This is a genomic window from Burkholderia sp. Ac-20349, from assembly GCF_017104865.1.
Classification (GTDB): Bacteria; Pseudomonadota; Gammaproteobacteria; order Burkholderiales; family Burkholderiaceae; genus Burkholderia; species Burkholderia aenigmatica.
In genome coordinates, this window is sequence record NZ_JAAGPM010000024.1 from 63851 (window position 1) to 70349 (window position 6499).

Annotated in this window: 5 protein-coding genes; 2 read left to right on the forward strand and 3 right to left on the reverse strand. The window is 66.5% G+C overall.

The window, feature by feature from the left end; translation table 11 throughout:
• The gene (aspA, locus tag G3N61_RS11790; protein ID WP_043179337.1) at positions 1-1407 is read right to left on the reverse strand and encodes an aspartate ammonia-lyase; all 1407 of its coding nucleotides are present in this window, start codon (positions 1405-1407) and stop codon (positions 1-3) included.
• 141 nt (positions 1408-1548) lie between these two features.
• On the opposite strand from aspA, the gene G3N61_RS11795 reads away from it, so the two are divergent.
• Positions 1549-2523 (forward strand): LysR family transcriptional regulator, encoded by a 975-nt coding sequence (locus G3N61_RS11795; RefSeq protein WP_043179338.1) that lies wholly within the window; start codon positions 1549-1551, stop codon positions 2521-2523.
• Between the two features lie 105 nt (positions 2524-2628).
• Here the strand turns inward: G3N61_RS11795 and G3N61_RS11800 are convergent, their stop codons facing one another.
• A complete protein-coding gene (locus G3N61_RS11800; protein ID WP_043179340.1) occupies positions 2629-3693 on the reverse strand; it encodes an asparaginase in 1065 nt (354 codons plus the stop codon).
• A gap of 323 nt (positions 3694-4016) precedes the next feature.
• Between G3N61_RS11800 and G3N61_RS11805 the strand changes: the two genes are divergently transcribed.
• Positions 4017-6254, forward strand: a complete 2238-nt coding sequence (locus G3N61_RS11805; protein ID WP_043179341.1) for a TonB-dependent receptor — start codon at positions 4017-4019, stop codon at positions 6252-6254.
• 45 nt (positions 6255-6299) lie between these two features.
• Here the strand turns inward: G3N61_RS11805 and G3N61_RS11810 are convergent.
• Positions 6300-6499: aldehyde dehydrogenase family protein (locus tag G3N61_RS11810; RefSeq protein WP_205822472.1), on the reverse strand; the 200-nt coding region annotated here is incomplete at its 5' end.

Here is a 6499-nt window from a genome sequence, read left to right on the forward strand (position 1 = left end):
TCAAAGCACGCGCGGCCGGATCAGCGCTTCGGGCTGCAGCGCCTCTTCGACCTGCGCGTCGGTCATCCACGCGCGCTCCAGCACGACCTCGCGGATCGACTTGCCGGTCGCGTGCGCTTCGGCCGCCACGGCGGTCGCGCGCTTGTAGCCGATGTACGGGTTCAGCGCGGTCGCGAGCGCGACCGAGCGCTCCATCGTTTCGCGCAGTCGCTCCGGATTCGCGGTGATCCCGCTCACGCACCGCTGCGCGAGCGTCGTGCACGCGGCCGTCAGATGGCTGAAGCTGCGGAACAGCGCGCTGGCGATCACCGGCTCGAACGCGTTGAGCTGAAGCTGCCCGGCTTCGGCCGCGAAGGTCACGGTCAGGTCGTTGCCGATCACCTCGAACGCGACCTGGTTGACGACTTCCGGGATCACCGGATTCACCTTGCCGGGCATGATCGACGAGCCCGCCTGCACGGCTGGCAGGTTGATCTCGCCGAACCCCGCGCGCGGGCCGCTCGACAGCAGCCGCAGGTCGTTGCAGATCTTCGACAGCTTGACCGCGATGCGCTTGAGCACGCCCGACACCTGCACGAACGCGCCGCAATCCTGCGTCGCTTCGATCAGGTTCGGCGCGGTGCTCAGGTCGAGCCCGGTAATGCGCCGCAGCGCCACCAGCGCCTTCTCCGCATACTCCGGATGCGCGGTGATCCCGGTGCCGATCGCGGTCGCGCCGAGGTTGATCTCGCGAATCAGCCAGCCGGCTTCCTGCAGGCGCGCAATGTCTTCCGTCAGCATCACCGCGTAGGTCGAGAATTCCTGGCCGAGCGTCATCGGCACCGCGTCCTGCAACTGCGTGCGGCCGAGCTTCAGCAAACCGGCGAACGCATCGGCCCGCTCCGCGAACGCGTCGCGCAGGCGCGCCATCGCTTCGATCAGGTGCTCGACCGCGAAGCAGGTCGCGACCCGGATCGCGGTCGGATAGACGTCGTTGGTGCTCTGCGCGAGGTTGACGTGCTCGTTCGGATGCAGGTACTCGTACTGGCCGCGTGCGTGCCCCATGATTTCGAGTGCGCGGTTGCAGATCACCTCGTTCGCGTTCATGTTGGTCGAGGTGCCGGCCCCGCCCTGGATGATGTCGACGACGAACTGGTCGTGCAGACGCCCTTCGCGGATCTCGACGCACGCCGCGGCGATGGCATCGCGGTACGGCCGCGGCAGCAGCCCGAGCTCGCAGTTCGCGTCGGCCGCGGCCTCCTTCACGGCGGCGAGCGCCATCACGAGATACGGCAGCGACGCAATGGTGCGACCCGAAATGTCGAAATTCTCTTTCGCGCGCAGCGTATGGACGCCGTAGTACGCCTCGTCCGGAATACTTCGTTTACCTAAAAGATCCGCTTCGACGCGGAAGCCGTTTTCTGTCATCGTGCCCTCCTGAGTGTCTCGTGCCGCTCGTCGTTCGCCGCTTCCCGACGCGACGGGTTCGCATTCTATGCCTTTGCAAAAACAAGCTCGCTTCTGTATTATCGAAAGCGGTTTTGCGTGGGACGCAACGGCGAGAATCGAATGAAAAAAGGCGCGAGAGAAACCGGCATCGATCACCTGGGCGCGATGCGCGCGTTCGTGAGAGTGGTCGAAACGGGGAGTTTTTCGGCGGTCGCGAAGGAGATGCACGTGTCGACGTCGACCGTCGCGCGCAAGGTCACGGCGATCGAGGAGGCGCTCGGCGTCGCGCTGCTGCACCGCTCGACGCACAGCGTGACGCTCACCGAAGCCGGCCATATCTACCTGGAGCGCGCCGTCACGCTGATCGCCGATCTCGACGACACCTTGCGCGTCGTCGCCGAACTGAATGCGCAGCCGAGCGGCCCGCTGAAGCTCACCGCGCCGGTGGCATTCGGCCGCCGCCATCTCGCGCCGCTGGTCGCGCCGTTTCTCGCACGCTACCCGACGATCCAGCTCGACGTGCGGCTCACCGACAACCACAACGATCTCGTGGCCGGCGGCTTCGATCTCGACATTCACGAAGGCGAGAACTACCTGGACAACCTCGTCGTGCACCGCCTGTCGCGCAACGACAGCATCCTGTGCGCGACGCCCGGCTATCTCGACCGCTGCGGGCGCCCGTCCACGCCGGACGACCTCAGGCAGCACAACTGCCTGCGCTACGTGCACCCCGAAGGCGATCCGCGCTGGGATCTCGTGAACGGCGACGCGCATCACAGCCTGCTGCCGGCCGGCAACCTCGTCACCGACCATTCGGAGCTGCTGCTCGAAGCGACCTGCGCGGGGCTCGGCATCGCGGAGTTCGAGATCTGGCTGGTGCGCGACCTGCTCGCGAGCGGCCGGCTCGAAGCCGTGCTGCCGCGCTACCGGCTGCAGAACCGGCTGACGGGCGAATACATCTACATCGCGTATCTGGCGAACCGGCGCAGCTCGGCGAAGCTGCGCGTACTGAAGGACTTTCTCGCGGAACACCTCGCGCATATCGGCGAGCTGTCGGAGCTGGAACTGACGAAGATTCGCGGCGCGAGCGCGTAGCGCCCGCGCCGGCATTCACGCTCGCGTCGGCCGGCAGGCCGGCGCGTGCGCGCCGCGGCGCATGGCCCGGGTCGCAGGCCGGCGGCCGTAGCGCAGCCGCGCCGTTCAGGCCGGCTGCAACTCGAACGGGAACGTGGCGTGCCCGATCTCGACGCCCTGCGTGTTGAGCATCCGCGGCCGATGGAAGCCGGCCAGTTGTGCGCGCTGCGCGGCCGTGCCGATCTGCAGCCGCTCGAGGAGTTCGCTGACGACCATGTAGAGCACGTCGAGATTGCCATCCTCGATCTTCACCGAGATGCCGAGCGCGCCGTCGGCGCCCAACTCCCGCGTGCGCGCCGACGCCCGCACGCCGATTCCGTAGCACGCATCGGCGCCGAGCTTGCCGACCACCTGCCCGTCGAACGCATTCATCAGCACCGTGCAATAGCGCCCGTCGCCGGCAACCAGCTCCGGATAGGCGGTCATCGCACGATGAATGCGCGCCAGCGCGCGCACACGATCGGTGACAGCGCCACCGCCCGCTTCCACCGTATCCGCCCCGTCGGCCAGCGACGCGTAGAGACGCGCCAGCCGATCCAGCGAAAACGCCGGCGTCGGCAGGTTGCACCCGTCGATGCCCCAGTCGACCTCGTCGTCGCGCAGCCCGCACGCATCGGCCACCACGTGCTTCACGCGCACCTGCATCGGATGCTCGGGCAGATGGTAATCGGCGATCGCGGCGCCGATCGCCTGCGCGCCGGCCAGCATCCCGACGTGCTTGCCCGAACAGTTGCTGCACACGCCGGTCGGCGTGTAGTCGCGCTTGATCCACGACCGGTACACCGCGTCCGACAACGGCGGATGGCCGCCGCAACGCAAGTCCGATTCGTGCGCGGCGACTTTGGCGAGCATCGCGCGCGTGCGTTCGATATGCCGGTCCTCGCTGCTGTGCGACGCGCACATCAGCGCGATGTCCGCATCGTCGAAGCCGAAGCGCTCGGGCGCGCCCGTCTCGATCACCGACAACGCCTGGGCCGGCTTGGCCGCCGAGCGCGCGAGCGTCATCCGGAACGGATCGCCGAACCGGGCCAGCAGCCCGCCGCGGGCATCGACCACCGCCACATGGGCAAGGTGCGTGTTCTCGATCGCATCGCCGCGGTACGTGACGACTGCTGCGCGTTGGGTGTCCATCGTGTGTTGTCTCCTTGCTCGGGGCCTGCTTGCCGGGGCCCGTCCAACCGGTACGGCAGTGTATCGAGTCGCCGCCGCCGCGCGCCGGTCGGGTCATGGAAAGCCGTGTTGCACGCGACGCAAAGGCAATCGTGCCCCCACGAAAACCTGACCGATTTAGTACAAAAACCATTCAATCGTTTACATATTTGGTACCAATCCGTACAATTGCGACCGCTAACGCGAATCATACGCATTTACATTGACGTTTCCGATGCCCCTCGCCTGCCCGGCCGGCATCGAGAAAACGCACCCGTTCACCGAATCTTCCGTTGCTTCCCGATATGCCCGCCCAGTTCAAGACGAGGCCTCGCGCCCTCGTATCGGCGCTGACCTGCTCCGTGTTCCTGACGCCGCTGCTCGCTTCCGCCGAAACCGCCCCTGTTCCCGCCGCCGCCGACCAACCGGCCCCGTCCGCCGACGTGCCGGCGACGCTGCCGACGATCGCGGTCCAGTCGTCCGCGCTGTCGGACATGCAGGTGAAACGCTCGCCGTCGTACAAGTTCACCGCGCCGCTGCTCGATACGCCGCGCTCGGTCACGGTGATCCCCGAGCAACTGATCAAGGAAAAGAACGTCACGTCGTTTGCGGACGCGCTGCGCTCGGTACCGGGCATCACGTTCCTCGGCGGCGATGCGGCCGCGAACCCGTCGGCCGATCGCCCGGTGATCCGCGGCTTCGAATCGCGCAACTCGATCTTCGTCGACGGCATGCGCGACTCGGGGCTGCAGAACCGCGAGACCTTCGCGGTCGAGCAGATCAGCGTGATCAAGGGCCCCGATTCGGTCTACGCGGGCCGCGGCTCGGTGGGCGGCAGCATCGACATCGTCACGAAGACGCCGAAGAACGACGACTTCATCAACAGCAGCATCGGCTTCGGCACCGACGGCTACAAGCGCGCGACGGTCGACGCGAACCGCAAGATCAACGACACGACGGCCGTGCGCCTGAACGTGATGGGCCACGACGCGAACCAGGCCGGCCGCAACGACGTGTACAACAAGCGCTGGGGCGTCGCGCCGTCGATCGTGTTCGGGCTGAACACGCCGACCACGGTCACGGTCAGCTACTACCACATGAACTCGTACGACATGCCGGACTTCAGCGTGCCGTTCCGTTCGACGGGCGGTACGCCGGTGCCGACCGATCGCGGGCAGTTCTTCGGGCTGAACACGCGCGACTACCGCTACGGGCAGACCGACACCGCCCAGGTGCGAGTCGAGCACAAGCTCAACGACGACTGGAAACTGAAGAACACGACGATGTTCGGCCGCTCGACGCTCGACTACGTCGCGACGAATCCGCAGATCCTCGCGTCGAACCCGAACATGCTGGGCCTGCAGGCGAAGAGCGGCAAGTACGCGCTCAACGGCTTCTCGAACCAGACCGAAGTGACCGGCAGCGCCAGCCTGTTCGGCATGAAGCACACGATGACGGCCGGCGTCGAGTTCAGCCATGAACAGGCGCGCTACGAGGGCTACCTCGTGTCGGATTCCGCCGGCAACAACATCCGCTCGGGCGGCCCCTGCTCGGTGGCCGGCAACTGCACGCCGCTCGCGGGCGGCTGGAACCCGAACATGCCGTGGACCGGCAGCGTCGTGCTGAACGGCGACAAGGGCTTCCCCGGCCCGACGACGAACACGCGCACCGACACGGTGTCCGCGTACATCTTCGATACCGTGAAGCTGTCCGAGCGCTGGCAGTTCAACACGGGGCTGCGCTTCGACCGCTACGACACGACCGGCAAGCAAGCCGGCGTGGCCGACCTGTCGAACACGTCGAACCTGTTCAGCTACCAGTTCGGCCTCGTGTTCAAGCCGGTGACCAACGTGAGCCTGTATGCGTCGTACGGCACGTCGTCGAACCCGCCAGGGTCGAACGGCGGCCTCGGCGGCGGCACCGACCAGATCACTGCGACGAACCAGGACCTCGCCCCCGAGCGCTCGCGCAACATCGAGGTCGGCGCGAAGTGGGACGTGCTGCAGGACCAGCTGTCGCTGACGTCGGCACTGTTCCAGACCGAGAAGACCAACGCGCGCGTCAGCGACGGCCTTGGTCACACGGTCAACGCGGGCAAGCAGCGCGTGCGCGGCTTCGAATTCGGTTTCGCGGGCAACCTGACGCGGAAGTGGCACGTGTTCGGCGGCTACTCGTACCTGAACGCGATCACGACCGACGCGGGCCCCGGCAGCCCGGGCGCATCGGGCCTGCCGATGGTGATGGTGCCGAAGCACAACTTCACGCTGTGGACGAGCTACGACGTGATGCCGAAGCTCACGCTCGGCGCCGGGGCGACGGTGATGAGCCAGACCTACGCGTCGGTATCCGCGACGACGAAGAAATGGACGCCCGGCTACGCGCGCTTCGATGCGGCCGCAACGTGGCGCGTGAACAAGACGATGGACGTTCAACTGAACGTGCAGAACCTGTTCGACAAGAAGTATTACGCGAGCGCGTATCCGATCTACGCGACGTGGGCACCGGGCCGTTCGGCCATGGTCACGCTCAACTTCTATCAGTAACGCTATTGGCGGCGGGAGGGCGTGGCACGCCCCTCCCCGCCTCGCTCACCACGGCAGCGAATACGTCTTCACGTTCGTGAAGCTCTTCATCGCTTCCTGCACACCCTCCTTGTACCCCAGCCCCGAATCCTTCACGCCGCCGAACGGCGTCAGTTCGAGCCGGTAGCCCGGTACTTCGCGCACGTTCACGCTGCCGACTTCCAGCTCGGTGATGAAGCGCGTAATGCTGTCGAAGCGGTTCGTGC

Bases quoted from the DNA above. Each gene is read 5' to 3' on its own strand.
- G3N61_RS11795 (WP_043179338.1), top strand. From the start codon at position 1,549: ATGAAAAAAGGCGCGAGAGAAACCGGCATCGATCACCTGGGCGCGATG.
- G3N61_RS11805 (WP_043179341.1), top strand. From the start codon at position 4,017: ATGCCCGCCCAGTTCAAGACGAGGCCTCGCGCCCTCGTATCGGCGCTG.
- G3N61_RS11800 (WP_043179340.1), bottom strand. From the start codon at position 3,693: ATGGACACCCAACGCGCAGCAGTCGTCACGTACCGCGGCGATGCGATC.
- aspA (WP_043179337.1), bottom strand. From the start codon at position 1,407: ATGACAGAAAACGGCTTCCGCGTCGAAGCGGATCTTTTAGGTAAACGA.